Here is a 24,165-nt window from a genome sequence, read left to right as displayed (position 1 = left end):
GCGCTCTTCATCGAGCGGCCGGAACGGATGCTCTCGTCCAAATTTGGAGGAATCTGGTGCATGGGGGCGAATGTTGTTTTTGCGCGCATCGGCGCGCCGCCCGCTCTTACCAAAAGTCTCCCAAAAGCCGAGCAATGCTCGCGCCCAGAAGGAGCCACCATGACCATCGCATTGCAAAGCACCCTCGCCGCCTCGCTCGGCGTGCAACAGCTCGCCAACGCATTCAGCCCGGCGTTCGACCACCTGCGCATTCTTCGCAACCTGATCATCCCGATGCCCGAGGGCTGCGCGGTGCGCACCGCGCGCATCGACGCGGTGGTGGTCTGCGAGACCGGCGTCTACCTGTTCGAGATCAAGGCCTGGCGCAACGCCTTCGTCTACCGCAAGAAATCGGACCAGGCACCGCCGCGCTGGTTCCTGCGGCTGCAGGGCTGCAACCGCGCGCGCGAGGTGAAGGACCCGGCCTGGCAGGGCGGGCGCAAGACCACGCAGCTGCGCAGCCTGCTGCCCGACGACCTGCGGCTGCAGTACTTCGTGCTGCTGCCCTGCGAGGGCGTGGCGCTCGAGGGCGTGATGCCCGCGGCCGTCATCACGCAGCAGGACCTGCCCTACATCGCGCGGCTGGTGCGCAACAACGGCCGCACCGCGCGCAGCTATCCGCTGCTCGATGCGCAGGCGGTCGAACGCACGGTGCAGCGGCTGCTCGAGGTGCAGGGCGAACTGAGCCTCGAGGACCACCTGCGCAACTGCCGCGCCTGCGGCGAGCCCGGCGCGCGGGCCCCGCTGGCGGCCCCGGCCTGGCCGACCGCCAACGCCATCGGGCTGCAATAAAGGAGAGAAAGTGAACTCGGCGCGGCGTCCCAAATTTCTCCGACATTGGACGAAACCATGCGCCGATGAACTCTCCGAAGTCCCTCGCGGGCCTGGCGCTGCTCGCCGCGCTGATCGCACCCTCCACCCGGGCCGCCGAGCCCTTCGCCGTGCAGGACATCCGCCTCGAGGGCCTGCAGCGCGTGGAGGCGGGCACCGTCTACGCGACCCTCGGCCTGCGCGCCGGCGACACCTACAGCGACGAACGCGGCAGCGAGGCCATCCGCGCGCTGTTCGCGCTGGGCCTGTTCAAGGACGTGCGCATCGACGTCACCGGCCGCGTGCTGGTGGTGATCGTCGAGGAACGCCCGACCATCGCCGACGTCGACTTCGTCGGCACCAAGGAATTCGACAAGGCCGCGCTGCAGAAGGCGCTGCGCGAGGTGGGACTTGCCGAGGGCCGGCCCTACGACAAGGCGCTGGCCGACCGCGCCGAGCAGGAACTCAAGCGCCAGTACCTGGGCCGCGGCCTCTACAACGCGCAGGTGGTCACCACCGCCACGCCGAGCGAACGCAACCGCGTGAACCTGAGCTTCGGCGTGACCGAGGGCGAGCCCGCGCGCATCCGCGCGGTGCACGTCGTGGGCAGCCGGGCCTTCAGCGAGAGCACGCTGCTCGACCTGTTCGACCAGGACAGCGGAGGCTGGCTCAGCTGGTACACCAAGTCGAACCAGTACTCGCGCAGCAAGCTCAACGCCGACCTCGAGACGCTGAAGAGCTACTACGTCACGCGCGGCTACCTCGAGTTCCGCGTCGACTCGACCCAGGTCGCGATCTCGCCCGACCGCGAGGACCTCACGGTCACGGTCAACATCAGCGAGGGCGAGAAGTTCACGGTGGCGGGCGTGAAACTCGCGGGCGACTACCTGGGCCGCGACGACGAATTCAAGACGCTGGTCACCATCAAGCCCGGCCAGCCCTACAACGGCGAGCAGGTCACGGCGACCACCAGGGCCTTCACCGACTACTTCGGCACCTTCGGCTATGCCTTCGCGCGCGTGCAGGCCGAGCCCGAGATCGACCGCGCCACCAACCGCGTGACGATGGTGCTGAAGGCCGAGCCCTCGCGCCGCGCCTATGTGCGGCGCATCCACATCGGTGGCAACGCGCGCACGCGCGACGAGGTGATCCGCCGCGAGTTCCGCCAGTACGAAGGCGCCTGGTACGACGGCAACAAGATCAAGCTGTCGCGCGACCGCGTGGACCGGCTGGGCTTCTTCACCGAGGTGAACGTCGAGACGCAGGAGATCCCCGGCTCGCCCGACCAGGTCGACATCGCGATGACGGTGGCCGAGAAGCCCACCGGCTCGCTGCAGCTCGGCGCCGGCTATTCGTCGACCGACAAGATCTCGCTGAGCTTCGGCATCACGCAGGAGAACGTGTTCGGCAGCGGCAACTACCTGGGCCTGCAGGTCAACACCAGCTCGTACAACCGCACGATCTCGCTGACCGCCACCGATCCCTACTTCACCAAGGACGGGATCTCGCGCACCGTCAACCTGTTCCACACCACCACGCGCCCCTACTACGAGGCCGACGGCAACTACAAGCTCGCGAGCGACGGCGGCTCGGTGCGCTTCGGCATCCCGGTGGGCGAGCTCGACCGCATCTACCTGGGCATCGGCGTCGAACGCTATGCGTTCACGCCCGGCAGCAACGGCACCTACACGCTGGTCGACGGCTCCTATGTCTACACCGGCACGCCGCAGGCCTACCTCGACTACTTCCAGTGCACCGGCACGGCACCGAGCGTGAGCTGCGCCAACCGCAGCATGGTGGCATTTCCGGCCACGCTGGGCTGGTCGCGCGACGACCGCGACAGCGCGCTGATCCCGACCCAGGGCCGGCTGCAGAGCGCGAACCTCGAGGTGGGCGTGGGCGGCGCGCTGCGCTACCTGAAGAGCAACTACCAGTACCAGCAGTACTTCCCGCTGTCGAAACAGTACACGCTGGCGCTCAACGGCGAGCTCGGCTATGCGCGCGCGCTCGGCGACGCGGCCTTTCCGATCTTCAAGAACTTCTACGCGGGCGGGCTGGGCTCGATCCGCGGCTTCGAGCAGAACTCGCTGGGACCGGTCGATGCCGTGTCGGGCGGCTCGCTGGGCGGCACGCGCAAGGCGATCTTCAACCTCGAGTTCAGCACGCCGTTCCCGGGCGCGGGCAACGACCGTTCGCTGCGGCTGTACACCTTCCTCGACGCGGGCAACGTCTTCGCGAACCGCACGGCCAGCATGAGCGATGCGCAATGGAAGGCGCAGAACAAGCTGCGCGCCTCGGCCGGCCTGGGCATCAGCTGGATCTCGCCGCTCGGGCCGCTGCGGCTGGCCTACGCGGTGCCGCTGCTCTACCAGAAGGAGGACACGGCCAACGGCATCGCGGCCGACCGCACGCAGCGGCTGCAGTTCCAGATCGGCACCTCGTTCTGAACGCCATGGCCCGCATCCTGCTGGTGGAAGACGCCCGGCACAGCAGCGCCGCCGTGCTGCACGGCCTGCTGCACGACGCCGGCCACGAGGTCGAGCAGATCGCCGACGGCGCGGCCGCGCTCGAGCGCATCCTGCATGCGCCGCCCGCGCTCACGCTGCTCGAGGTGGCGCTGCCGCGCATCGACGGCCTGCGGGTGCTGGAGGCGGTGCGCTCGCTGAGCGACCATCCGATCATCATGCTGACGGCGCGCACGCGCGAGGCCGACCGGCTGCGCGGGCTCGACCTCGGGGCCGACGACTACGTCTGCAAGCCCTTCTCGCCGCGCGAGGTGGTGGCGCGCGTGAACACGGTGCTGCGCCGCCACGCGCAACGCCGGCACGCGGCACGGCCCTCGGCGGCCGTGGCCTTCGCCGAGGCCGACGGCGGCGCGCGGCTCGAGGGCCGGCCGCTGGCGCTGACGCGGCGCGAACTGCTGCTGCTGCGCGCGCTCTCGGGCGACCCGGGCCGGGTGTTCAGCCGCTCGACCTTGCTCGAGGCCGCGTTCCCCGAGGCGCTCGAGGTCAACGAGCGCGCGGTCGACGGCCACATCAAGAACCTGCGCCGCAAGCTCTCGGCCGCCGCGCCCGCGCACGACTGGATCCGCTCGATCTACGGCGTGGGCTTCAGCTTCGCGGAGCGGCCGGCCTGAGTTTCAGCGCGCCTGGTAGCGGCAGGCCCCCGCGCCGCGGCGCGTGCCCGGCTTCGGCGCGGTGGGGCTGTAGATGTCGACGGGCTGGCCGGGCCGGGGCCGGGCCTGCTGCGGCAGCGCGATGCGCTCGACGTCCATGATCGGCGCGAGCGTGGAGACCGGCATGCGGCGCGCCGTGCCGCGCCCGCCGGGCTCGGGCGGGCATTCGTCGCGCACCGCGACCACCGTGCCGGCCGCGAGGCCGCAGAAGGCCAGCGCGCCCGCCAGCCGCTGCATGCGCCGGGTGCGGCGCTCGGCGGGCGCCGCGGGAAGCATCGTCGTGCCCTGCATGGCTCAGCCTCCGGTGCGCGATGGCGGCGGGACTTCCTCGGGCAGCGCCATGGCCTCGGGCGCCCGGGGGCCATGCACCGCTTTCACGGGGCCATGCCCGAGGGCACGCGCGGGCCAGGCCGAGGCGGCGAAACCCGCCGAGGCCGACAGGCCGATCGCGCCGAGCATGGCCAGCAGCGCGCGCCGGTCCAGCGACGGTGAACGCTCCGCGGGGGTCATGCCGACTCCTCGCCGACGGCCGTGCCGCCGACCACACCAGGCCGCGTGGCGCGGCCCTCGGCCCAGTGGATCGCGAAGATCCAGGCGGGAGCGAACAGCCCGAACAGCGCGAGGAGCGCGGGCCACAGGAGGTCGATGCACGGTGTCATGGCCGCCATCGTGCGTGCCGATTCGGGAGAAAAATGGGAGATCGGCCCTCCCAGATTCCTCCACATTTGGCGGTCATGATCGGCGGCTTGCCGATGACGCCTCCGTCCGCCGCACCGCCTGCCATGCCCGCGCCACCCGCATCGCCTGTCGCAGAATGCGGCCCTCACCTCCCGAGACCATGCCGCGTCTGCGCCTGACCCTCTCCCGCAAGATCTTCCTGGCGCTCGCCGCGCTGCTGATCGTGCTGCTGCTGAGCTTCGCGGGGCTCTCGATCCTCGCGCTGCAGCGCGGCCTCGGCGCCTACGTGGCCGAAATCGAGATCCGCCGCATGGACTGGCTCTCGCAGCTGGTGCTCAAGCACTACGTGCTCAACGGCGACTGGAAGAGCCTGCGCGACAACGACGAGGCCTGGCACCGGCTGCAGATGGGCCGCGTGGCGACGGTGCTCGACAACGCCAGCGCGCCCGACGACCGCCGGCTGCCGCCCTGGTACGAGTACCGCACGCTGCGCGTCGACCCGCCCGAGGGCGCCGCCGACAACGGCCCACCGCCGATGCCGCCGGGCCAGCTCGAGCTGCTGCCGCGGCGCGCGATGCCGGCCATGCCGCCGCCCTTCTTCTTCGCCGACCCGCGCGCGATGGCCGACTCGATCTACCAGCGGCTCGCGGTGCTCGACGCGCAGGGCGCGCGCGTGGTGGGCGCGACCATCGATCCCGAGAACGCGGCACGCCTGCCGATACGGCGCGGCCGGGCGGTCATCGGCTACCTCGCGCTGGCGCCGCTGCAGGGCCTGGAGAGCGAGGCCGACCGCGCCTTCCTGGCACGGCAGTCGGGCGTGATCGTGCTCACCGGCCTCGCGGGCCTGATGTTCGCGCTCGCGCTCTCGTACCTGCTGGCGCGGCGCTGGTTCAAGCCGGTCGACGACCTGACGCAGGCGGCGCAGGACGTGGCGCGCGGCCGGCTGTCGACGCGCGTGGTGGTGCAGGGCTCGGACGAACTCGCGCTGCTGGGCAAGACCTTCAACGACATGGCGCAGCGCCTGGACACGGTGGAGGCCTCGCGCCGCGCCTGGCTGGCCGATGCCGCGCACGAGCTGCGCACGCCGCTGGCCGCGATGCGCGCCGAGATCGAGGCGCTGCAGGACGGCGTGCGCACCTTCGACGAACGCACGGCGCTGCGGCTGCACCGCCAGGTGATCCGGCTCGGCCAGCTGGTGGACGACCTGCGCAGCAGCATGCGCGCGCCGCAGAGCGACCTGCCGACCACGACGGTCTATCCGCTGTCGCTGCTCAAGGAGGCGCTGGACCACACGCGCGACCGCTTCGCGCAGCGCGGCATCGCGGTCGACCGCCGCGCCATCGACCTGATCGCGGCGCGCAAGCAGCCGGCGATCGAGGGCGACGCGCACCGGCTGCACCAGGTCTTCATGAACCTGCTCGAGAACACGCTGGCCTACACCGATCCCGGCGGCGTGCTGCGCATCGACGTCACGGTGGAAGGGCCGTGGACCGGCCACAGCCTCACGCTGCTGTTCGACGACAGCGCGCCGGGCGTGCCCGAGAGCGAACTGCCGCGCCTGTTCGACCGCCTGTTCCGCGGCGAAACCTCGCGCAGCCGCGAGCACGGCGGCTCGGGCCTGGGCCTCTCGATCTGCCGCGCCACCATCGAGGCGCATGGCGGCACCATCGATGCCTCGCCCTCGCCGATGGGCGGGCTGCGCGTCACCCTCACCCTGCCGCTGGCCAACTCACCTTGACCTCTCCATGACCCGCATCGTGATCGTCGAGGACGAAGCCGACATCGCCTCGGTGGTGCAGGACTACCTGCGCCACGCAGGCTACGAAACCGCGCACTTCGCCGATGGCCAGAGCGCGCTCGAGAGCATCGTGGCCTCGCCGCCCGACCTGACCTTGCTCGACATCATGCTGCCGCGGCTCGACGGCATCGAGGTGCTGCGGCGCGCGCGCGAGCACACGGCCCATCCGATCATCATGCTGACGGCGCGCATCGAGGAGGTCGACCGGCTGCTGGGCCTGGAGCTCGGCGCCGACGACTACGTCTGCAAGCCCTTCTCGCCGCGCGAGCTGGTGGCGCGCGTGCGCGCGGTGCTGCGCCGCGCGGCGCCGGGCGTGTCCGAACAAGGAACGCCGGGCCGCGCCACGAACGAGGCGGCGCCCGGACTGGTGCTCGACGACGTGCACTGGCGCGCCTCGCTCGAGGGCACGCCGTTGAACCTCACGCGCCGCGAGTTCGGGCTGCTGCAGGTGCTGTCGCGCCACCCGGGGCGCATCTTCTCGCGCGCGCGGCTGCTCGAGCTGGCCTACGACGACACGGTGGACGTGACCGAGCGCGCGATCGACAGCCACGTGAAGAACCTGCGCCGCAAGCTCGGCGCGGTGACGCCTGGGCACGACTGGATCCGCTCGGTGTACGGCGTGGGCTTCGCGTGGGAAGCACCGCCGCCCGCGGACTGAGCCGCCCCGCTACTGCGGACCGCCACAGAACGGCACGGCCGAGGTGTCGGCCGCGGTGAAGCGCGTGGTGCCGCTGCGTCGCGCGCTGCGCGGCTTGTGCGCGGGCCATTCGCTCTCGGTCCAGCTGAAGCTCCAGCCATGGGCGGCGCCGGGCCGCGCGGCATCGGCATAGGCGATGCGCAGGCTGCCCGAGGTCTCGTCGTGGCAGTGCGGCGAGGTCTTGTATTCCTTCTCGGAGAAGCAGGCGCGGATCATCTGCGAGCACCAGAAAGGGATGTCTTCATAGGCCGGCTTGGCCGTGGCCGGGTCCCCTTCCAGCGGCACGAAGTCGGCAACGACGAAGCTGGCGCCGCCGCCCGAGTACATGTCGCTGAAGGCGCTCTGCACCGCGACCGCCCAGCGGCCGTCGGCCAGCGGATAGAGCGCCGGCGCGAGCGAGCGCTGCGGCTCGCGACCACCGCCTAGCTTCGAGGGCGTGCCCTGGTAGGCCGAGAAGTCATGCAGCCGCTGCAGGCGCCAGCTTCCGTCCGCATTTCTTTGCACGCGCGCCATCGCGAGCGGTTTCACCGACAGCACCACGTACTCGCCCTCGGCACTGCCACGCGGCCGGTAGAGGCCGAGCTCCTCGGCGCTGCAGGACTTCGAGAGCAGCGCACACAACGTGGGGCGCCATTGGGCATCGACCGCTTCGGGTTTGGCGACGCGGTCGAAGACCTGGGCTGTGGGGGCGGCCCTCGCTGCTGTTGCCGCTGTTGCTGCTGCGAGGAACGAGAGGGCTGCGATGGCGACTGGCCAGGTTCGGGTGGAGGGCATGGTGGGGATCTTAGGGGGGCTTGCTGAGGTTCGGGGCGCGTGCACAGGACAGCGGGTACTTCCCTCCGCGAATGTCCCCCGGCCTTCGGCCTCCTCCTTGATTTCGCTGCGGGAAGCACCCACTGCCCTGTGCACGTGGGCGCTGCGGTGGTGCGGGCGGTACAACGACCGTCGTGTCCAGGCTCACGCCGATGGGGTACTCCCCGCAGCGAAATCAAGGAGGAGCCGAAGGCGGGGGACATTCGCGGAGGGGAGTACCCCATCGGCGTGAGCCCGCTACGACCTCCACTCCCGATCAAAAACAACGTCCACGAAAAGAAACGTTGATTTATTAAAGAACATCGTTCTATCATCCGCCCGCGCCGCAAAGACGGCGCACTTCCAGCCCACGGCCAACGCCCGGGCTCCAAGCCACCCGGCAGGAGGAGACACAACATGAGACAGCAGATCGCGATCGCATCGGCGGCATTGCTGGTGCTCGCGGGAACCGCGGCCCAGGCACAGAGCAGCGTCACCCTGTACGGCACCGTCGACGCCAGCCTGCGCTACGAGAGCCATGGCGCCGAGTACACCGCCGAGGGCGTTCCCTATCGAAGCCGTTCGCGGCTGCGCATGAGCCGCGGCGGCGGGCTCTCCGAGAGCTTCTGGGGCCTCCAGGGCAGCGAGGACCTCGGTGGGGGATTGCAGGCGCTGTTCCAGGTCGAGAGCCACTTCGACATCCGCAACGGCGAACGCGTGCCCGAGGGCGATCCGCAGCACTTCCAGATCGCCTCGGTCGGATTGCAGTCGGACCGCTGGGGCCAGCTGACCTTCGGGCGCCAGTACAACGTGGCGATGGAAGCCGCGTCGCTCGCCTACGGTTCGAACCTCTGGGGCGACTACTTCAACGCCTTCAAGCCCGAGCACACCCTGCTGGCCGCGAGCAAGACCAACAACATGGTCCACTACGGCGCGCAGCTCGGCGACGTGGTGCTGCTCGCGCAGTACGCGATCGGCGAAGGCGAGGGCTCGGCGCGCCGCGGCAGCCAGGTCGGCGCGGGCCTGGCCTACATCCCCGAGAAGGGCCCGGTGAAACTCGCGGCCGCCTTCATGCGCAGCACCGACGATGCCTCGCATGCGCGCTTCGACATCGCCACCGCCGGTGCCCAGTTCCTGATCGGCGAGAACCTCACGCTGCAGGCCGGCTACATCGGCAACCGGCGCGACAACGCCTTCACCTCCTTCGCCAACGGACCGTTCACGCCGGTCGATCTTGCCGGGCTCGGCATCATCTCGCCGGTCCAGGTGCTCGATGCCAATTTTCCAGGCGGCTTCGCCAAGCGGCGCATGGCGTTGGGCGGCCTCACCTGGAAGGCCACGCCCTGGCTCACGCTGGCCTTCAACGCCTGGTTCACGCGGCAACGCGGCCACACCAGCGACTTCGACGGCTCGGCCAGCCAGTACCAGGTGGTGGCCGGCTACCTGCTGTCGAAGCGCACCATGCTCTACGCCGAGGTCGACCGCTCGATCTACCGCGGCGGACTGGTGGGCGCGCAGCTCGTGGGCCTCAATGCGCAGAGTCCCACGGTCGATCGCACGCAGACCGGCGTCACCTTCGGCGTGCGCCACAGCTTCTAGGAACCGTCGACGCGATGCCTCCCCGCCATTCCTCCATCGACGCGCGCGGACCGCGCCGCCGCACCGTGCTGCAGGCCGGTGCCGGCGCGCTGCTCGCCAGCGGCCTCGGCGCGCGCGCGGCCGATGCGCCCGCGCCCATGCCTGCTTCACCCGCCACGCCTGCCGCGGCCACCGCCGCGCTGCCCTGGCGCAACTGGTCCGGCCTGCAACACTGCCAGCCGCGCCTGCTCGCCACGCCGGCCGACGAGGCCGAGCTGCGCGCCATGCTGCGCGCTTCGGACGGCACCGGCCTGCGCTGCGTCGGCGCGGGCCATTCGTTCACCGCGCTGGTGCCCACCGACGCCACGCTGCTCTCGCTCGACGCCATGTCGGCCTTCGTCGGCACCGATGACGCCGCGCAGACCGCCACCCTGCAGGCCGGCATGCGCCTCGCCGTGCTGTCGCAGGAGCTCGACGCGCGCGGCCTCGCGCTGCGCAACCTGCCCGACATCGACGTGCAGTCCTTCGCCGGCGCGATCAGCACCGGCACCCACGGCACCGGCCTCGCGCTGCCCGCGATGCATGCCGAAGTGACCGCGCTGCGCCTCGTGACCGCCAACGCCGAAGCGATCGAATGCAGCGCCACGCGCGAGCCCGAGCTGTTCGCGGCGGCACGCGTCTCGCTCGGCTGCCTCGGCGTGATCAGCGAGGCCACGGTGCGCACCGTGCCGGCCTTCAACCTGCACCGCCGCGTGTTCCTGCGCCCGCTCGCGGCCATGCTCGACGAGGCACCGGCGCTCGCGCGCCGGCATCGCAACTTCGAGTTCTACGTGCTGCCCTTCACCGGCTATGCCGCGGGCATCGCGAACGACCTCTACGAAGGCAGCGACACCATGCAACCGCCCTCGGCCGACGAGGACATGCTGCGCGACCTGCGCCGGCTGCGCGACTGGCTCGGCTGGTTCCCGGCGCTGCGCCGCCGCGTCGCCGCCGCGCTGATCGATGGCGACCAGACCGAGGAGGCGAAGAACCGCTCGTGGCGGCTGCTCTCGACCCAGCGGCCCACGCGCTTCAACGAGACCGAGTACCACGTGCCGCAGGCCCAGGGCATCGCCTGCCTGCGCGAGGTGATCGCGGCGCTCGAGCGGCGCAACGACGTGTTCTTTCCGCTCGAGTTCCGCTTCGTGCCGGCCGACGATGCCTGGCTCAGCCCCTTCCATGGCCGCGACAGCTGCTCGATCGCCGTGCATGCGGCAGTGGGCGAACCGCACGACTACCTGCTCTCGCAGATCGGCCCGATCTTCCGCAAGTACCAGGGCCGGCCGCACTGGGGCAAACTGCACGACCGCGGCCCCACAGAGCTCGCCGCGCTCTATCCGCGCTGGAACGATTTCCTCGCGCTGCGCGCGCGGCTCGATCCGCAGGGCCGCCTGCTCAACCCCTACCTGCGGCAACTGTTCGGGATCGCATCATGAGTGGACGCCGGAGAAGAAAGCTGTTGCTGGGCACGCTCGGCACCGTCGGGCTGGGCGCGGCCGCCGCCTTCGCGCTGCGCCCCGGCGACGCGGGCGCGCCGCACGAACCCTACTTCCGCGCGCTCAACGACGAGCTGCGCCGCAACGGGCCGATGCGGCCCTGCATGGTGATCGACCTCGACCGGCTCGACGCCAACATCGAACGCGTGGCCGGCGGCCTGCAGCGCGCGGGCAAGCACTACCGCATCGTCGAGAAGTCGCTGCCCTGCCAGTCGCTGATCGCCTACGTGGCCAAGCGCTCGGGCAGCCGCCGGCTGATGTCCTTCCACCAGCCTTTCCTCAACGTCGACGCGGCCGTGTTTCCCGACTTCGACCTGCTGCTGGGCAAGCCGCTGCCGGTGCAATCGGCGGCGCTGTTCTACCGCCAGCTCAAGGGCCCGTTCGATGCCGCGCGCCAGCTGCAGTGGCTGGTCGACACGCCCGAGCGGCTGCAGCAGTACCTCGCGCTGGCCGGCGGCCTGGGCACGCGGCTGCGCGTCAACATCGAGATCGACGTCGGCCTGCACCGCGGCGGCGTGGCCGACAACGCGACGCTCGCGCGCATGCTCGAGATGATCGATGCCAACCCGGCGGCGCTGGAGTTCGCGGGCTTCATGGGCTACGACGCGCACGTGGGCTTCGGCGTGCCCAAGGTGCTCGGCACGCCCGAGGAGCTGCTGGCGCGCGCGATGGCGATCTACCAGGGCTTCGCCGACTTCGCGCGCACGCACCGGCCCGCGCTGTGGAACGAGCGGCTCACGCTCAACGCCGGCGGCAGCCCGAGCTACACGCTGCACGGTGCCGAGAAGCTCAGCACCGAGATCAGCGTGGGCACCGCGCTGCTCAAGCCCACGCACTACGACATCGAGACCCTGGCCGAGCACGAGCCCGCGGCCTTCATCGCCACGCCGGTGCTCAAGGCCACCGGGCCGGTGCAGATACCGGCGCTCGATGCGAAGTCGAGGATCTTCTCGTGGTGGGACGTGAACCAGCGCCAGACCTTCTACATCTACGGCGGCTGGTGGCTGGCCGACTACGCCTCGCCGCGCGGGCTGCAGTTCAACGGCATCCTGGGCCACAGCGCGAACCAGGAGAACGTCAACGCCTCGCCCTCGGTGGGCCTGCGGGTCGACGACCAGGTCTTCCTGCGGCCCGCGATCGCCGAGGGCGTGCTGCTGCAGTTCGGCGACCTGATCACCGTGCGCGGCGGCAAGATCCAGGACGCCTGGCCGGTCTATCACCAGACCGGCTGACGCCCGGCCGGCATACTTGCCGCCGACCATTCCCCGACACGCCGAGGCCTCCATGACCCCAGAGCTGCGCCCCCTCTTCGACGCCCAGCGCGCCGCCAGCCTGCGCGACCAGGCCCCGCCCTGGAGCGTGCGCGCCGACCGCCTGCGCCGGCTGCGCGCGCTGGTGCGCGAGCACCGCGCCGCGATCGCGGCCGCGATCAGCGCCGACTTCTCGAACCGGCCGCGCCAGGAGACCGAGCTGGCCGAGGTCTTCCCCACGCTCGAGGGCATCGACCATGCGCTGCGCCACGGCAAGCGCTGGATGCGCGTGCGCCGCCGCAGCACCGGGCTGTGGTTCAAGCCCGCGTCCTCGCGGCTGATGCCGCAGCCGCTCGGCGTGGTCGGCATCGTCGTGCCCTGGAACTACCCGCTGTACCTCGCGGCCGGGCCGCTCACGGCGGCGCTGGCCGCGGGCAACCGCGCGATGCTCAAGCAGTCGGAGTACACGCCGCGCTTCGCCGAGCTGTTCGCGCGGCTGGTGGGCGCGGCCTTCGCGGCCGACGAGATCGCGGTGGTCAACGGCGACGCCGAGGTGGCGCGCGAATTCGCGAGCCTGCCCTTCGACCACTTGCTGTTCACCGGCTCGACCGAGGTCGGCCGCCACGTGATGCGCGCCGCGAGCGAGCACCTGACGCCGGTCACGCTCGAGCTCGGCGGCAAGTCGCCGGCCATCGTGGGCCGCGGCGCCGCCTTCGACAAGGCGGTGGAACGCATCCTCGTGGGCAAGACGCTCAATGCCGGCCAGACCTGCATCGCGCCCGACTACGTGCTGGTGCCGCGCGAGCAGCAGGCGCGCTTCGTCGAGGCCGCGCGGCGCGTGTTCGCCGCGCTCTACCCCGACCTGGGGCGCAATGCCGACTACACCAGCATCGTGAGCCCGCGCCATTTCGCGCGACTCGAGGCGCTGGTGACGGAAGCCCAGGCCCAAGGCGCCGCGGTGGAGCGGCTCGGCGATGCACCGCCCGATGCCGCGTCGCGGCGGCTGCCGCCGGTGCTGCTCACGGGCGTGGGCGACGGCATGCGCGTGATGCAGGAGGAGATCTTCGGCCCCGTGCTGCCGCTCGTGCCCTACGACACGCTCGAGGAGGCCATCGGCTACGTCAACGCCCGGCCGCGGCCGCTCGCGCTCTACCTGTTCGAGAAGCAGCGCGCCGACATCGACCGCGTGCTGGCCCAGACCGTGGCCGGCGGCGTGACCGTCAACGACACGCTGTTGCACATCGCGCAGGACGACCTCCCGTTCGGCGGCGTCGGCGCGAGCGGCATGGGCGCCTACCACGGCGAGTTCGGCTTCCAGACCTTCTCGAAGATGAAGCCGGTGTTCCACCAGTCGGGCCTCAACGGGCTCGGCCTGTTCAAGCCGCCCTACGGCAAGACCTTCGAGCGGATGCTGAAGCTGCTGGCGCGCTGATCAGCCCTTGGCGGCGGGCGCGAGCTGCGCCAGCGCCGCCTTCGCCTTCGGCCCCGCGAAGCGGTGCACGATGCCCAGCAGCAGCACGTCGACCAGCAGCTCGAGGTGCGCCATCGCGTCGATGCGCTCGATCCAGGGATCGTCGCCGCCCGACACGCGCAGCGAGGTCATGCCGTGGATGCCTTCCCACAGCAGCTGCGTGATCACGTGCAACTGGGTGTCGTCGGCCGCCACGAAGCCCTCGCGCACCAGTTCCGCCGCGAGGCCGCGCACCAGCGCATAGGGGTCGCGCTCGGGATCGCCGAACACCAGCGTCGAGGTCTCGACCGGCGCCGCGGGCCGGCGCTCCATGAACACCAGGAAGTACTGGTCGGGATGGCGCAGGCCGTTCTCCACGTAGGCCCGGCAGGCCAGCCGCACGCGCGCCAAAGCGCCCTCGCCGCTCGCGATCGCCGCCTGCACCAGCTTGTGCATGCGGATGATGTCCTCGTCGATCGCGTTGGTGATCATGCTGGCCTTGTCTCCGAACAGCGTGTAGACCACCGTGTTCGAGAAGCCCGATTCCTCGGCCACCTTGCGCATCGTCACCTCGCGCGCGCCGTCGCGGATGATCAGCTTGCGCACCACCTTCAGGATGTCCTTGCGGCGCTGCTCGAGTTCGCGCTGCTTGCGCTCCTGGAGGTTGTTCTTGACCATGGGAGATGCGGTGCGGGTCGGGTGCGGGCGGTTCGGAATGCGGGCATCTTATAGTCAGCGCCCGCGGCCCCGCGCGATGCCCTGCGGCCCGCCGGGGCCACCGCCGCGGCGAAGGATCGGGCAAGAACCGGCGGACACAGGGCCGGAAACGGCCAGCCCCGGAACGGCCATGCACCGAAGATGGGCTCTGCGAGAAGAAAGTTCGCGCGCGCCTCGGCGCTGTCGGCGCCGGCCCCCTTGTTTCGGAGAAAAAGGCAAGAACCGCGTTCGATCCGGATACCGCCTGGAGCGCGCCGGGCGCGAAACTTCTCACCATGCCGGGAGCCCCCATGGCGCCTGTGCATCCCCTTCAGCACGAGGAGTTTTCCATGACCGCAATCCAGGACAAAGTCGTTCTCATCACCGGCGCGAGCAGTGGCATCGGCGAAGCGACCGCGCGGCTGCTCGCGCGGCGCGGTGCCCACGTGGTGCTCGGTGCGCGCCGCACCGACCGGCTCGCGGCGCTCGCGGCCGAGATCCGGGCCATCGGCGGCTCGGCGAGCTTCCAGCGGCTCGACGTCACGCTGCGCCCCGAGATGGAGGCCTTCGCCGAACTCGCGCTCGAGCGCCACGACCGCATCGACGCGCTGGTCAACGCCGCGGGCGTGATGCCGCGCTCGCCGCTGTGGATGCGCAAGATCGAGGAGTGGGAGCTCATGATCGACGTCAACCTGCGCGGCGTGCTGCTCGGCATCGCGGCCGTGCTGCCGACGATGCAGGAGCAGGGCTGGGGCCACATCGTGAACCTCGCGCCGGTGTCCGTCACGGGCGTGACGGCGGAGTCGGCCGTCTACCACGGCACGCAGTACGCGGTGGACGCGATCTCCGAGGGCCTGCGCCAGGAGCATGCGGGCCGCGTGCGCGTGAGCGTGCTCCATCCCGAGCTGGCACCGCCGGGCGACCCGCGCCTCGAGCGCATCGCCGCGGGCCTGGCCGGCGAGCGCATGTCGACGCGCCGGCGCCTGCTGGCACCGGCCGACGCGGTGGCGCGTTCGATCGTCGGCGCGATCGAGGGCGGCTACTACGCGGCGCACCCCGTGCCCGCGCTGCTGCGCTCGCCGGGCGGCCGCTCGGACAGCGCGCCCGAGGAGCCGGCCGACTACGCCTTCTGATTCAATAAGTCTTGTAGGGCAGGAACTTGCCCGAGAGCACCACGTTCACGCGGTCGCCCTTGGGATCGGGCTGGCGCTGGATGTCCATGCTGAAGTCGATGGCGCTCATGATGCCGTCGCCGAACTCCTCGTGGATCAGCTCCTTGATGGTGGTGCCGTAGACGCTGACGATCTCGTACCAGCGGTAGATCAGCGGATCGGTCGGCACCGCCGAGGGCAGCGAGCCCTTGTACGGCACCACCTGCAGCCACTTCTGCTCCTCGGCGCTGAGGCCGAAGATGCGCCCGACGATCTTGGCCTGCTTCTCGTCGAGCGTCATCTGGCCGAGGCAGGCGGCGGTGGTCCATTCCTTCGAGAGGCCGAGCTTCTTCGCGACATCGGCCCACTGCAGGCCCTTGGCCACCTTGGTGGCGATGATCTTCTCGGTGACGTCGTTGCGGTTCATGTTCAGGTGCTCCTTGAGTGCCGGACACGGGCAAGCAACAGGCGTGCCGCCGCCCGGCCCGGCGCCATCAGCCGCGTTCCCAGCGGAACTTGCGCTCCGACTCCGCGATGGGCTGGTCGTTGATGCTCGCGTAGCGCCGCTGCATCAGGCCGTTGGGCGCGAACTCCCAGTTCTCGTTGCCGTGGCTGCGGAACCAGTGGCCCGAGTCGTCGTGCCATTCGTACTCGAAGCGCACCGCGATGCGGTTGTCCATGAAGGCCCAGAGCGTCTTCTTCAGGCGGTAGTCGAGCTCGCGCACCCACTTGCGCTGCAGGAACTGCACCACCTGCTCGCGGCCATTGACGAAGTCGGCGCGGTTGCGCCATTCGGTGTCGGGCGTGTAGGCCAGGCTCACGCGCACCGGGTCGCGCGTGTTCCAGGCGTCTTCGGCGGCCTGGACCTTCTTGAGCGCGGTCTCGAGCGTGAACGGGGGCAGCGGCGGGCGGGATTCGGATTCCATGGCGGTCTTTCGGTGAAGAGGGGAACGTTGGAAGGGAAAAGGCGGTGTAGCCCGGCCGCAATGTGCCACATGTAGACAGACCTGTCTACATGGCGGCGGGAGTGCCTACAATCGCGCCATGGACCTGGACCTTTCCGCCCTGCCCGCGCGCGAGCGCATCCTGCTCACGGCGCACGACCTCTTCTATGCCGACGGCATCCGCGCCACCGGCATCGACCGCGTGATCGCGGCCTCGGCCGTGACCAAGGTCACCTTCTACCGCCACTTCCCCTCGAAGGACGACCTGGTGCGCGCCTTCCTCGACCACCGGCATGCGCGCTGGATGGCCTGGTTCGTCGATGCGCTGGGCCGGCGCGGCGCGCACGAGCGCGGCGGCGACGCGCAGGCCCTGCTGCTGCTGGCCGACGTGATGGCCGAATGGTTCACCGACCCGGTGTTCCGCGGCTGTGCCTTCATCAACGCCGTGGCCGAGGTCGGCGGCAGCGTCGAGGGCGCGGCCGAGCGCGCGCGCGATCACAAGCGCGAGATGGTCGAGGTGATCGCCGATCTGCTGCCCACCACGCTGCCGCAGCGCATGGCGCTCGCGCAGGCCGCGGCCATCGGGATCGACGGCGCGATCGTCAAGGCGCAGATGGGCGGCGCCGAGCTGGTGCGCGAGGCGGTCGAGGACCTGCGCCGGCTGCTGCGCGCGCTGGCCGACGCCGCGGCGCCTACTTCACCACCATCGCGGTGAACGGCCACACATAGGCCTGCAGGGTCACGAGGATGCCGACCAGGCAGGCCAGCGCGATCGAGTGGAAGAACACGTAGCGCAGGATCTCGCCCTCGTGGTTGAACCAGCGCGTGGCGGTCGAGGCCACCACGATCGACTGCGCATCGATCATCTTGCCCATCACGCCGCCCGAGCTGTTGGCCGCGCCCATGAGGTTCGGGCTCAGCCCGAGCTGGTCGGCCGCCACCTTCTGCATGCCGCCGAACAGCACGTTCGAGGCCGTGTCGGACCCCGTGAGCGCCACCCCCAGCCAGCCCATCAGGGTGCCGAAGAAGGGATAGAACACGCCGGTGTTGGCGAAAGCCAGGCCCAGCGTGGTGTCGAGCCCCGAGTAGCGCGTGAGCGTGCCCAGCGCGAGCATCAGCACGATGGTGAGCAGCGAGAACTTCACCAGCCACAGCGTGCGGCCATAGGCGGCCACGAGCTGGACCGGGTTGTACTTCATGACCAGCCCGCCCACGAGGGCCGACACCAGGATGCCCGTGCCGGTGGCCGAGAGCAGCAGCAGCTGGTAGACCGCGCCTTCCTTGGTCGGCTTGGGCACCACCGGTGCCACCTTCTCGATCATGTTGTGCAGTCCCTCGATCGGGAAGTTGGGCGCGAAGATGCCGTTGAGCCAGGTCTTGACCGAGGGCAGGCCCCAGATGAACACGAACACCGTGAGGATCAGCCACGGGGTCCAGGCCCGCACCACCGCGGCGGTGGGGTGCTTGGCGGGCGCGCCCACCGGCGCGGCCTCGCCGCCGTCGGCCTCGTGGCCCTTGAGCGAGACCGAGGTCCACGCCTTGGCGGGCTTCCACACGCGCAGGAACAGCACCAGGCAGATCATCGAGACGATGGCCGCGATGATGTCCACCAGCTCGGGGCCGATGAAGTTTGACACCAGGTACTGCGGGATCGCGAACGAGACGCCGGTGACCAGGATCGCCGGCCAGACCTCCCACATGCCCTTGCGGCCCGCGAAGGCCCAGATCAGCCAGAACGGCACCAGCACCGAGAAGAAGGGCAGCTGCCGGCCGATCATCGCGGTGACGGCCATCAGGTCGTAGCCGTGCACCTTGGCCAGCGTGAGCACCGGCGTGCCGAGCGCGCCGAAGGCCACCGGCGCGGTGTTGGCGATCAGCGAGAGCCCCGAGGCCGCGAGCGGCGAGAAGCCCAGCCCGATCAGGATGGCGGCCGTGACCGCCACCGGCGTGCCGAAGCCGGCCGCGCCCTCGAAGAAGGCGCCGAAGGCGAAGGCGATCAAAAGCAGCTGCAGCCGCCGGTCCTCGGTGATGCCGGCGATGGAATCCTGCAGCACCTGGAAGCTGCCGTTCTGCTGCGTGAGCTGCTGCAGGAAGATGATGTTGAGCACGATCCAGCCGATCGGCAGCAGCCCGGTGATGCCGCCGAGGAAGGCGGCCTTGCCCGCCATGTCGGCCGGCATGCCGAAGGCGAAGACCGCGATCGCCAGCGCGCTGAGGAGGCCGAGCCCGGCCGCGAAGTGGGCCTTGACGTGCAGGAGGCCGAGGCACACCAGCATCACCACCACCGGTATCGCGGCGAGCGCCGTCGATACCACCATGTTCCCGAACGGGTTGTAAACCTGTTGCCAAACCATGTGTCTGTCTCCGTACTGTTGTATTCGATGTGACGGATGCGCTGCAACACACTGCGATCGCTCAGACCCCCTGTTCCTTTCCACCTGTCCCCTCTGCACTGCATTGCGGCGCGGCGAAACGAAGCGCCGGGGCGGTCGGGCCCGCGGCGCTTCGATACCATCGTACGCCCGCGGGCCCCGCGGCGCAGCACCTGCGGACAACCGTGGGCCGCCCCGCGCCCTCGGGTACAACCTTCTTCCACGCACTGCCCTCCACACCTTCATGGCTTCCACGCGCCTCCCGTCCACCCAGGGCCTGCTCGCCTTCGAGGCCGTCGCGCGCCTGCGCAGCGTGAACCTGGCGGCCGAGGAGCTCAGCGTGACGCCCAGCGCCGTGAGCCACCGCATCCGCCAGCTCGAGTCGCAGCTCGGCCTGCGCTTCTTCGCGGGCAGCGACTTCAGCCTCAGCGCCGACGGCATCGTCTACCTGGCGCGGGTGCGCGAGGCCATCTTCGCGCTCGAGCAGGTGCCGGGCCGCGAGGCCGCGCCCCACACGCGCCGGCTGCGCGTGGCCGTCACGCCCACGTTCTCGCGCCAGATCCTGATGCCGCAGCTCGCGCGCTTCTGCGAGGCCCATCCCGAGGTCGAGCTGGTGATGCAGGTGACGGCGCCGATGCGCGAGAACGCGCTCGACGAGGCCGACATCGAGTTGCGTTTCGGCGCCGGGCCGTTCCGCCAGCGCGAGTTCCTGCAGTTCCCGGCCGATGCGCTCACGCCCGTGTGCAGCCCGGCCTACCTGAAGCGCCACGGCCCGTTCGAGGGTTTCGCCACCCGGGCCGAGGTGGAGCGCGCCCAGCTGCTGCGCACCCCGCTCGAGAACTGGCGCATCTGGTTCGCGGCCCATGGCATCGGCCTGCCCGAGCCCGCCAGTGGCGCCCAGTTCACCGACCTGGGCCTGCTGCTCGAGGCGGCCGCCGAGGGCCTGGGCGTGGCGCTGATGCGGCTGCACCTGGGCCGCGCCTGGATCGACGGCGGCCGGCTGGTGCGGCTGTCGCCGGTCAGCGTGCCCTCGCCCAACCACTACTTCCTGTGCTGGCGGCCGGGGGCGCTCGAGCGCCCCGAATGCGCGGCCTTCGTGGCCTGGGCCCGGCAGTCGCTCGAGGGCTGACGAGGCGTGAAGCGGCCGCCTGAATTTTTTTCAGATCGCCGCGCAGCGTTTTTCAGCCCCGCCGGGCCGCGCCGCGGCCACACTCACGGCGCCGCGCGTTGCGCTGCGGGAGGGGCTGCTGCCCAATAATGGCGGCGGCCCGGCCCCCAGGCCCGCCCACGACAACAACCCGTTCCACAGGAGACTCCCCGTGCCCGACCTTTCCAAGATCACCTGCATCGAAGACCTGCGGGTGGTCGCCAAGCGGCGCGTGCCGAAGATGTTCTACGACTACGCCGACTCCGGCGCATGGACCGAGGGCACCTACCGCGCCAACGAGAGCGACTTCCAGAAGATCAAGCTGCGCCAGCGCGTGGCGGTCAACATGGAGGGCCGCTCCACCCGCACCACCATGATCGGGCAGGACGTGGCGATGCCGGTGGCGATCGCGCCCACGGGCCTCACGGGCATGCAGCACGCCGACGGCGAGATCCTGGGCGCGCTCGCGGCCAAGGCCTTCGGCATCCCGTTCACGCTCTCGACCATGAGCATCTGCTCGCTCGAGGACATCGCCGAGAACACCGACCGCCATCCGTTCTGGTTCCAGCTCTACGTGATGAAGGACCGCGACTTCATCGAGCGCCTGATCGACCGCGCGCGCGCGGCCAACGTGTCGGCGCTGCAGCTCACGCTCGACCTGCAGATCCTCGGCCAGCGCCACAAGGACATCAAGAACGGCCTGACCACGCCGCCCAAGCCCACGATCAAGAACCTGCTGAACCTCGCGACCAAGCCGCACTGGTGCCTCGGCATGCTGGGCACCAAGCGCCGCACCTTCCGCAACATCGCGGGCCATGCCAAGGGCGTGAAGGACCTGTCCTCGCTGTCCTCGTGGACCGCCGAGCAGTTCGACCCGGCGCTGAACTGGGGCGACATCGAGTGGATCAAGAAGCGCTGGGGCGGCAAGCTGATCCTCAAGGGCATCCTCGACGCGGAAGACGCGCGGCTGGCCGCGAACAGCGGCGCCGACGCGCTGATCGTGTCGAACCACGGCGGGCGCCAGCTCGACGGCGCGCCCTCCTCGATCAGCGCGCTGCCGGCCATCGCCGATGCCGTGGGCCGCGACATCGAGGTCTGGATGGACGGCGGCATCCGCAGCGGACAGGACGTGCTCAAGGCACGCGCCCTCGGCGCCCGCGGCACGATGATCGGCCGCAGCTTCCTCTACGGCCTCGGCGCCTACGGCCAGGCCGGCGTGACGCGCGCGCTGCAGATCATCCACAAGGAACTCGACGTGACCATGGCCTTCTGCGGCCATACCGACATCAACACGGTGGATTCGGGCATCCTGCTGCCGGGCACGTTCTAGCCGGCTGCCACGGGTCCGTGCCGGGGCGGGCCGCGCGCAAGGCCCCATCGGCGATAGGCCGATGCGGCACCGGCTGACACGACCCGGTCATCGTGCGGCGCAGAATGGTCCGGCAACAACAACACGGCCGCCGGTCCGTTCGGTGGCCCACAGGCACCATGAGCGCGACCACGCCCCTCGCCGGAAGCCCGGCGGCTTCCGCATCCCCGCCCCACTACACCGCGGAAGAAAAACGCCACCGCGTGTTCGCGATCATGGCGGCCTCCTCGGGCAACCTGGTCGAGTGGTTCGACTTCTACGTCTACGCGTTCTCGGCGCTCTACTTCGCGCCGGCCTTCTTCCCCAAGTCCGATCCCACCGCGCAGCTGCTCAACACCGCGGGCGTGTTCGCGGCCGGCTTCCTGATGCGGCCGATCGGCGGCTGGCTGTTCGGCCGCATCGCCGACCGGCTCGGGCGCAAGACCTCGATGCTGATCTCGGTCACGATGATGTGCGGCGGCTCGCTGGTCATCGCCTGCCTGCCGACCTACGCGGCCATCGGTGCCTGGGCGCCGTTCCTGCTGCTGATGTGCCGGCTGTTCCAGGGCCTGTCGGTGGGCGGCGAATACGGCACCACCGCCACCTACATGAGCGAGGTCGCGCTGCGCGGCCAGCGCGGCTTCTTCTCCTCGTTCCAGTACGTCACGCTGATCGGCGGCCAGCTGCTCGCGGTGCTGGTGATCGTGGTGCTCGAGCAGCTGCTCAGCGAGGCCGAGCTCAAGGCCTGGGGCTGGCGCATCCCGTTCGTGATCGGCGCCATCGCCGCGGTGGTCGCGCTGCTGCTGCGCCGCACGCTGCACGAGACCCAGAGCGACGAAGCCAAGAAGAACAAGGAGGCCGGCAGCATCGGCGGCCTGTTCAGGCACCACACGCCGGCCTTCCTCACCGTGCTGGGCTACACGGCCGGCGGCTCGCTGATCTTCTACACCTTCACCACCTACATGCAGAAGTACCTGGTGAACACGGTGCACCTGCCGATCAAGACCGCGAGCTACGTGATGACCGGCGCCCTGTTCGCCTACATGTGCATGCAGCCGCTGTTCGGCGCGCTGTCGGACCGCATCGGCCGGCGCAACAACATGCTGCTGTTCGGCGGCCTGGGCGCGATCGCCACCGTGCCGATCCTCACCGCGCTGCAGCACACCACCAGCCCGGTGCTGGCCTTCGTGCTGATCATCGTGGCGCTGGCCATCGTGAGCTTCTACACCTCGATCAGCGGCATCGTGAAGGCCGAGATGTTCCCGCCCGAGGTGCGCGCGCTCGGCGTGGGCCTGGCCTACGCGGTGGCCAACGCGATCTTCGGCGGCTCGGCCGAGTACGTGGCGCTGGGCCTGAAGTCGCTGGGCCACGAGTCGGCCTTCTTCTGGTACGTGAGCGCGATGATGGTGATCGCCTTCCTCGTGAGCCTGCGGCTGCCGCGGCAGGCCAGCTATCTGCACCACGACCATTGACCTGAATGGCCGTGGCTATCCCCGGCATGAGGATTTCCAAACCCGCGCCGGGGTGAAGCGCGGCACCATGGAGCCTCAGCCAGGAGAACCACCATGACGCTCAGGAACCTCAGAAAACTCGTCGGCGGCGCGATCTCGCTCGCGGGCGCCGCGGTGCTGATCTCGCAGCACCTCTGACGCACCGACTGCACCCCGCGCTGCTCAGTCCGCGTACACGCCCGCGGCCTTGATGATCGGGCTCCACTTCGCGATCTCGGCCGCCACGAACTTCTTGTGGCCCTCGGGCTCGATGCGCCCGTCGGTCGCGACCACGGCGCCCAGCGCTTCCTCGCGCTTGATGAAGTCGGCGTCCTTCAGGGCGGCCTTCAGCGCCTCGTTGAGCTTCTTCTGGATGGCCGCCGGCGTGCCCTTGGGCGCGTAGAGGCCGTGCCAGATCGTGACCTGGAAGTCCTTGAGGCCGGCCTCCTGCAGGGTCGGCAGGTCCTTCAGCAGCGGCGTGGTCAGGCGCTTGGGCGAGGTCACGGCATAGGCCTTGACCTTCTTGCCCTCGATCTGCGGCGAGGTGTTGGTGGTCTGGTCGCACAGCAGGTCGATCTGGCCGCCGATCAGGTCGGTGATGGCCGGCGCGGTGCCCTTGTAGGGCACGGGCGTCATCTCGGTCTTGGTGGCGCTCTGGTAGAGCAGGCCGCACAGGTGCGAGGCCGAACCCACGCCGGCATTGCCGATGTTGATCTTGCCCTTGTTGGCCGTCACCCACGAGGACAGCTCGGCGTAGTTGTTGGCCGGCAGGCTGGGCTTGGCGATCAGGGTCATCGGCACGTCGTTGACGATGCCCAGGTATTCGAAATCGGTCTCGACCTTGAACGGCACGTTGCGCACCAGCGTCGGCACGGTGGCCATGGCGATGTGGTTGAGCAGCAGCGTGTAGCCGTCGGGTGCCGCGCGCGCCACCTTGGCCGCGCCGATCGAGCTGCCGGCGCCGGGCACGTTGTCGATGATCACGCTCGCGCCGCCGAGCGGCTTGCGCAGCGCCTCGGCGAGGTCGCGCGCGACGCGGTCGGTGGGGCCGCCGGCCGCGAAGGGCACGACGATGGTGACGGGCTTGCCCGCCGGGAAGTCCTGCGCCTGCACGGTGAAGGCGCAGGCGGCGGCCACCGTGGCGAGGGCGAAGGCGAAAGCGGAACGCTGGGTCATGGAGTCTCCGGGTATTGAAAAGGTCGAATGCGAAAAGAG

Annotated in this window: 23 protein-coding genes; 14 read left to right on the top strand and 9 right to left on the bottom strand. The window is 70.2% G+C overall.

The window, feature by feature from the left end:
• Positions 1–159: 159 nt before the first annotated feature.
• From AC07RM_RS38200 to AC07RM_RS38190, 3 genes are all read left to right on the top strand, one after another.
• A complete protein-coding gene (locus tag AC07RM_RS38200; protein ID WP_495337780.1) occupies positions 160–831 on the top strand; it encodes a nuclease-related domain-containing protein in 672 nt (223 codons plus the stop codon).
• Positions 832–896: 65 nt separating this feature from the next.
• Positions 897–3,296, top strand: coding sequence for an outer membrane protein assembly factor BamA (gene bamA, locus AC07RM_RS38195; protein WP_495337779.1), 2,400 nt, complete (start codon positions 897–899; stop codon positions 3,294–3,296).
• Between the two features lie 5 nt (positions 3,297–3,301).
• Positions 3,302–3,985 carry a response regulator gene (locus AC07RM_RS38190; protein ID WP_093348480.1) on the top strand — a complete coding sequence of 228 codons (684 nt, stop codon included), beginning with the start codon at positions 3,302–3,304 and terminating at the stop codon, positions 3,983–3,985.
• Positions 3,986–3,988: 3 nt separating this feature from the next.
• Here AC07RM_RS38190 and AC07RM_RS38185 read toward each other — a convergent pair whose 3' ends face one another.
• The 3 genes from AC07RM_RS38185 to AC07RM_RS38175 are packed head-to-tail and all read right to left on the bottom strand — an operon-like array spanning position 3,989 to position 4,683.
• On the bottom strand, positions 3,989–4,315 hold the full coding sequence (locus AC07RM_RS38185; protein WP_495337778.1) for a hypothetical protein: 327 nt from the start codon (positions 4,313–4,315) through the stop codon (positions 3,989–3,991).
• 3 nt (positions 4,316–4,318) lie between these two features.
• Positions 4,319–4,534, bottom strand: a complete 216-nt coding sequence (locus AC07RM_RS38180) for a hypothetical protein (RefSeq protein WP_495337777.1) — start codon at positions 4,532–4,534, stop codon at positions 4,319–4,321.
• Entirely contained in the window at positions 4,531–4,683 is a 153-nt protein-coding gene (locus tag AC07RM_RS38175) for a hypothetical protein (RefSeq protein ID WP_177239448.1), read from the bottom strand. The genes AC07RM_RS38180 and AC07RM_RS38175 overlap by 4 nt, the downstream gene beginning before the upstream one ends.
• A gap of 179 nt (positions 4,684–4,862) precedes the next feature.
• Here AC07RM_RS38175 and AC07RM_RS38170 point away from each other — a divergent pair, with 179 nt between their 5' ends.
• Complete coding sequence (locus tag AC07RM_RS38170; RefSeq protein WP_495337776.1) at positions 4,863–6,440, top strand: ATP-binding protein; 1,578 nt, start codon at positions 4,863–4,865, stop codon at positions 6,438–6,440.
• Positions 6,441–6,447: 7 nt separating this feature from the next.
• Positions 6,448–7,158 carry a response regulator gene (locus AC07RM_RS38165; protein WP_431511882.1) on the top strand — a complete coding sequence of 237 codons (711 nt, stop codon included), beginning with the start codon at positions 6,448–6,450 and terminating at the stop codon, positions 7,156–7,158.
• A gap of 9 nt (positions 7,159–7,167) precedes the next feature.
• Here AC07RM_RS38165 and AC07RM_RS38160 read toward each other — a convergent pair whose 3' ends face one another.
• Positions 7,168–7,971 (bottom strand): hypothetical protein, encoded by an 804-nt coding sequence (locus AC07RM_RS38160; protein ID WP_495337775.1) that lies wholly within the window; start codon positions 7,969–7,971, stop codon positions 7,168–7,170.
• Positions 7,972–8,406: 435 nt separating this feature from the next.
• Here AC07RM_RS38160 and AC07RM_RS38155 point away from each other — a divergent pair, with 435 nt between their 5' ends.
• Genes AC07RM_RS38155 through AC07RM_RS38140 form a run of 4 tightly spaced genes read left to right on the top strand, consistent with a single transcriptional unit; the run spans position 8,407 to position 13,784 of the window.
• Positions 8,407–9,588 (top strand): porin, encoded by a 1,182-nt coding sequence (locus tag AC07RM_RS38155; protein ID WP_495337774.1) that lies wholly within the window; start codon positions 8,407–8,409, stop codon positions 9,586–9,588.
• 14 nt (positions 9,589–9,602) lie between these two features.
• Entirely contained in the window at positions 9,603–11,042 is a 1,440-nt protein-coding gene (locus AC07RM_RS38150; protein WP_495337773.1) for a D-arabinono-1,4-lactone oxidase, read from the top strand.
• On the top strand, positions 11,039–12,334 hold the full coding sequence (locus AC07RM_RS38145) for a DSD1 family PLP-dependent enzyme (protein WP_495337772.1): 1,296 nt from the start codon (positions 11,039–11,041) through the stop codon (positions 12,332–12,334). The genes AC07RM_RS38150 and AC07RM_RS38145 overlap by 4 nt, the downstream gene beginning before the upstream one ends.
• Positions 12,335–12,386: 52 nt before the next feature.
• Positions 12,387–13,784, top strand: coding sequence for a coniferyl aldehyde dehydrogenase (locus AC07RM_RS38140; RefSeq protein ID WP_495337771.1), 1,398 nt, complete (start codon positions 12,387–12,389; stop codon positions 13,782–13,784).
• Here the strand turns inward: AC07RM_RS38140 and AC07RM_RS38135 are convergent, their stop codons facing one another.
• Positions 13,785–14,480 carry a TetR/AcrR family transcriptional regulator gene (locus tag AC07RM_RS38135; protein WP_093348459.1) on the bottom strand — a complete coding sequence of 232 codons (696 nt, stop codon included), beginning with the start codon at positions 14,478–14,480 and terminating at the stop codon, positions 13,785–13,787.
• A gap of 368 nt (positions 14,481–14,848) precedes the next feature.
• Between AC07RM_RS38135 and AC07RM_RS38130 the strand changes: the two genes are divergently transcribed.
• Positions 14,849–15,631 (top strand): SDR family oxidoreductase, encoded by a 783-nt coding sequence (locus AC07RM_RS38130; RefSeq protein WP_093348456.1) that lies wholly within the window; start codon positions 14,849–14,851, stop codon positions 15,629–15,631.
• A gap of 1 nt (position 15,632) precedes the next feature.
• Here AC07RM_RS38130 and cynS read toward each other — a convergent pair whose 3' ends face one another.
• Positions 15,633–16,076 (bottom strand): cyanase, encoded by a 444-nt coding sequence (gene cynS, locus AC07RM_RS38125; RefSeq protein ID WP_093348453.1) that lies wholly within the window; start codon positions 16,074–16,076, stop codon positions 15,633–15,635.
• A gap of 67 nt (positions 16,077–16,143) precedes the next feature.
• Complete coding sequence (locus AC07RM_RS38120) at positions 16,144–16,575, bottom strand: nuclear transport factor 2 family protein (RefSeq protein WP_495337770.1); 432 nt, start codon at positions 16,573–16,575, stop codon at positions 16,144–16,146.
• A 124-nt stretch (positions 16,576–16,699) separates the two neighbouring features.
• Here AC07RM_RS38120 and AC07RM_RS38115 point away from each other — a divergent pair, with 124 nt between their 5' ends.
• Positions 16,700–17,308, top strand: a complete 609-nt coding sequence (locus AC07RM_RS38115; RefSeq protein WP_495337791.1) for a TetR/AcrR family transcriptional regulator — start codon at positions 16,700–16,702, stop codon at positions 17,306–17,308.
• On the opposite strand, the gene AC07RM_RS38110 is transcribed toward AC07RM_RS38115, so the two are convergent.
• Positions 17,286–18,947: an L-lactate permease gene (locus AC07RM_RS38110; protein ID WP_495337769.1), complete on the bottom strand. Its 1,662-nt coding sequence runs from the start codon at positions 18,945–18,947 to the stop codon at positions 17,286–17,288. The two genes, AC07RM_RS38115 and AC07RM_RS38110, sit on opposite strands and share 23 nt — an antisense overlap.
• 262 nt (positions 18,948–19,209) lie before the next feature.
• Here AC07RM_RS38110 and AC07RM_RS38105 point away from each other — a divergent pair, with 262 nt between their 5' ends.
• The 3 genes from AC07RM_RS38105 (at position 19,210) to AC07RM_RS38095 (ending at position 22,932) form a co-directional block, all read left to right on the top strand.
• Entirely contained in the window at positions 19,210–20,094 is an 885-nt protein-coding gene (locus AC07RM_RS38105) for a LysR substrate-binding domain-containing protein (RefSeq protein ID WP_296784151.1), read from the top strand.
• A gap of 190 nt (positions 20,095–20,284) precedes the next feature.
• Positions 20,285–21,442 (top strand): alpha-hydroxy acid oxidase, encoded by a 1,158-nt coding sequence (locus AC07RM_RS38100; protein ID WP_208513188.1) that lies wholly within the window; start codon positions 20,285–20,287, stop codon positions 21,440–21,442.
• Between the two features lie 158 nt (positions 21,443–21,600).
• A complete protein-coding gene (locus tag AC07RM_RS38095; protein WP_495337768.1) occupies positions 21,601–22,932 on the top strand; it encodes an MFS family transporter in 1,332 nt (443 codons plus the stop codon).
• Positions 22,933–23,133: 201 nt separating this feature from the next.
• Here AC07RM_RS38095 and AC07RM_RS38090 read toward each other — a convergent pair whose 3' ends face one another.
• Positions 23,134–24,126, bottom strand: coding sequence for a tripartite tricarboxylate transporter substrate-binding protein (locus AC07RM_RS38090; RefSeq protein ID WP_495337767.1), 993 nt, complete (start codon positions 24,124–24,126; stop codon positions 23,134–23,136).
• Positions 24,127–24,165: the final 39 nt, after the last annotated feature.

It is taken from the genome of Variovorax sp. GW821-FHT09B05, from assembly GCF_059418265.1.
Note: the sequence above shows the minus strand (reverse complement) of the source record. Positions and strands in the feature narration are given on the sequence as shown.

Bases quoted from the DNA above. Each gene is read 5' to 3' on its own strand.
- AC07RM_RS38200 (WP_495337780.1), top strand. From the start codon at position 160: ATGACCATCGCATTGCAAAGCACCCTCGCCGCCTCGCTCGGCGTGCAA.
- bamA (WP_495337779.1), top strand. From the start codon at position 897: ATGAACTCTCCGAAGTCCCTCGCGGGCCTGGCGCTGCTCGCCGCGCTG.
- AC07RM_RS38190 (WP_093348480.1), top strand. From the start codon at position 3,302: ATGGCCCGCATCCTGCTGGTGGAAGACGCCCGGCACAGCAGCGCCGCC.
- AC07RM_RS38185 (WP_495337778.1), bottom strand. From the start codon at position 4,315: ATGCAGGGCACGACGATGCTTCCCGCGGCGCCCGCCGAGCGCCGCACC.
- AC07RM_RS38180 (WP_495337777.1), bottom strand. From the start codon at position 4,534: ATGACCCCCGCGGAGCGTTCACCGTCGCTGGACCGGCGCGCGCTGCTG.
- AC07RM_RS38175 (WP_177239448.1), bottom strand. From the start codon at position 4,683: ATGACACCGTGCATCGACCTCCTGTGGCCCGCGCTCCTCGCGCTGTTC.
- AC07RM_RS38170 (WP_495337776.1), top strand. From the start codon at position 4,863: ATGCCGCGTCTGCGCCTGACCCTCTCCCGCAAGATCTTCCTGGCGCTC.
- AC07RM_RS38165 (WP_431511882.1), top strand. From the start codon at position 6,448: ATGACCCGCATCGTGATCGTCGAGGACGAAGCCGACATCGCCTCGGTG.
- AC07RM_RS38160 (WP_495337775.1), bottom strand. From the start codon at position 7,971: ATGCCCTCCACCCGAACCTGGCCAGTCGCCATCGCAGCCCTCTCGTTC.
- AC07RM_RS38155 (WP_495337774.1), top strand. From the start codon at position 8,407: ATGAGACAGCAGATCGCGATCGCATCGGCGGCATTGCTGGTGCTCGCG.
- AC07RM_RS38150 (WP_495337773.1), top strand. From the start codon at position 9,603: ATGCCTCCCCGCCATTCCTCCATCGACGCGCGCGGACCGCGCCGCCGC.
- AC07RM_RS38145 (WP_495337772.1), top strand. From the start codon at position 11,039: ATGAGTGGACGCCGGAGAAGAAAGCTGTTGCTGGGCACGCTCGGCACC.
- AC07RM_RS38140 (WP_495337771.1), top strand. From the start codon at position 12,387: ATGACCCCAGAGCTGCGCCCCCTCTTCGACGCCCAGCGCGCCGCCAGC.
- AC07RM_RS38135 (WP_093348459.1), bottom strand. From the start codon at position 14,480: ATGGTCAAGAACAACCTCCAGGAGCGCAAGCAGCGCGAACTCGAGCAG.
- AC07RM_RS38130 (WP_093348456.1), top strand. From the start codon at position 14,849: ATGACCGCAATCCAGGACAAAGTCGTTCTCATCACCGGCGCGAGCAGT.
- cynS (WP_093348453.1), bottom strand. From the start codon at position 16,076: ATGAACCGCAACGACGTCACCGAGAAGATCATCGCCACCAAGGTGGCC.
- AC07RM_RS38120 (WP_495337770.1), bottom strand. From the start codon at position 16,575: ATGGAATCCGAATCCCGCCCGCCGCTGCCCCCGTTCACGCTCGAGACC.
- AC07RM_RS38110 (WP_495337769.1), bottom strand. From the start codon at position 18,947: ATGGTTTGGCAACAGGTTTACAACCCGTTCGGGAACATGGTGGTATCG.
- AC07RM_RS38105 (WP_296784151.1), top strand. From the start codon at position 19,210: ATGGCTTCCACGCGCCTCCCGTCCACCCAGGGCCTGCTCGCCTTCGAG.
- AC07RM_RS38095 (WP_495337768.1), top strand. From the start codon at position 21,601: ATGAGCGCGACCACGCCCCTCGCCGGAAGCCCGGCGGCTTCCGCATCC.
- AC07RM_RS38090 (WP_495337767.1), bottom strand. From the start codon at position 24,126: ATGACCCAGCGTTCCGCTTTCGCCTTCGCCCTCGCCACGGTGGCCGCC.